We start from the raw sequence: 1,147 nt of genomic DNA on the forward strand, positions 1-1,147 counted from the left end.
GTGGCGTTGCTATCGGTCTTCCGGCGAGCCTCTGTTGAGGTGGTTGACCCTTGGTTTTCTGGCCTTCGTGCTGATCTATACGCTGCACGGCGCCTTCACCGGCATGGCACAGCGCAACATTTGGCTGTTTCTGCTCTATGGGCCAGCGTCGCGCCTGGCGATGTCGATTTTGCTCTTCGTCGGGCTACTCAGCTATAACTTGCCGTCAGACGGGCTTGAGAAGCGCTCGGACACGCGCGCATGGCTGACGTGGATTGGCCTGTTCTTTACGATCGACTTAGCTGTCGCCCTGGTCGCCTATTCACCCTATGCTGGGCACCCGGTGGTCCGCCTGTCCATGGAGGGCGGCGCATTGCTATTCAGTGCGCTGAACGTCGCGGTCTTGCTCATGCGACGGATTCACTCGCCGCTCATGCTTGTTTTTGGCGTTTCTGTCGCGTGGTTTGCGCTATCGTCGCTCGCATTCATTTTGGCCGCGCCGTGGAATCATATGTGGTGGCTAGCTCACGCGATCTTCGCCGGCGGATTTCTTCTGCTCAGCTATGGCGTCGTCCAGGCTTTCCGAACAACGCAATCGTTCGCCACCATCTATAGCCAGGAAGAAATGACCGCCCGCCTGGCCAAGTCGATGGCCGACACTCAAAAGGCACTTCAGCAAGTGCAATTGAGCAATCAACGGCTGGAGCGGCTCGCCGCAACCGATCCACTAACCGGCGCCGGGAATCGGCGCCACTTCATCGAGCATATCGGCGCGGAGATCGCACGGGCCAGACGGACCGGAGCTCCGTTGTCCCTGCTGTCGCTCGATCTCGACCATTTCAAGGATATAAACGACTCGCGTGGTCACAGCGTCGGCGACGAGGTCCTGCGCGTATTCGTGCGAAAGTGTCTGGACGCAATCCGGCCTTACGACTCTGTCGCGCGCGTGGGCGGTGAAGAATTCATGGTACTGCTACCGGGGGCGACGCTCGACGCGGCTGGCGCGGTCGCCGAGCGCCTTCGATCAGCCATCGAACGCACTGCATTCGATGTCGGAGCCGAACCATCTGTCAGCGTCACCATCAGTGTTGGAGTGTCAGAGTTCGGGCGCGATGGAGACACGCTCGACGGGATCTTGAACGTCGCCGACCAGCGTCTTTATCGCGCA

At 59.9% G+C, this 1,147-nt stretch carries 1 protein-coding gene; it reads left to right on the forward strand.

Going from position 1 to position 1,147, the window contains the following annotated elements; genetic code table 11:
- Positions 1-34 precede the first annotated feature (34 nt).
- On the forward strand, positions 35-1,147 hold a 1,113-nt coding region (locus tag XI03_RS01595), incomplete at its 3' end, for a GGDEF domain-containing protein (RefSeq protein WP_271591101.1).

Origin of the sequence: Bradyrhizobium sp. CCBAU 65884, assembly GCF_028128835.1 — a bacterium.
Classification (GTDB): domain Bacteria; phylum Pseudomonadota; class Alphaproteobacteria; order Rhizobiales; family Xanthobacteraceae; genus Bradyrhizobium; species Bradyrhizobium ottawaense.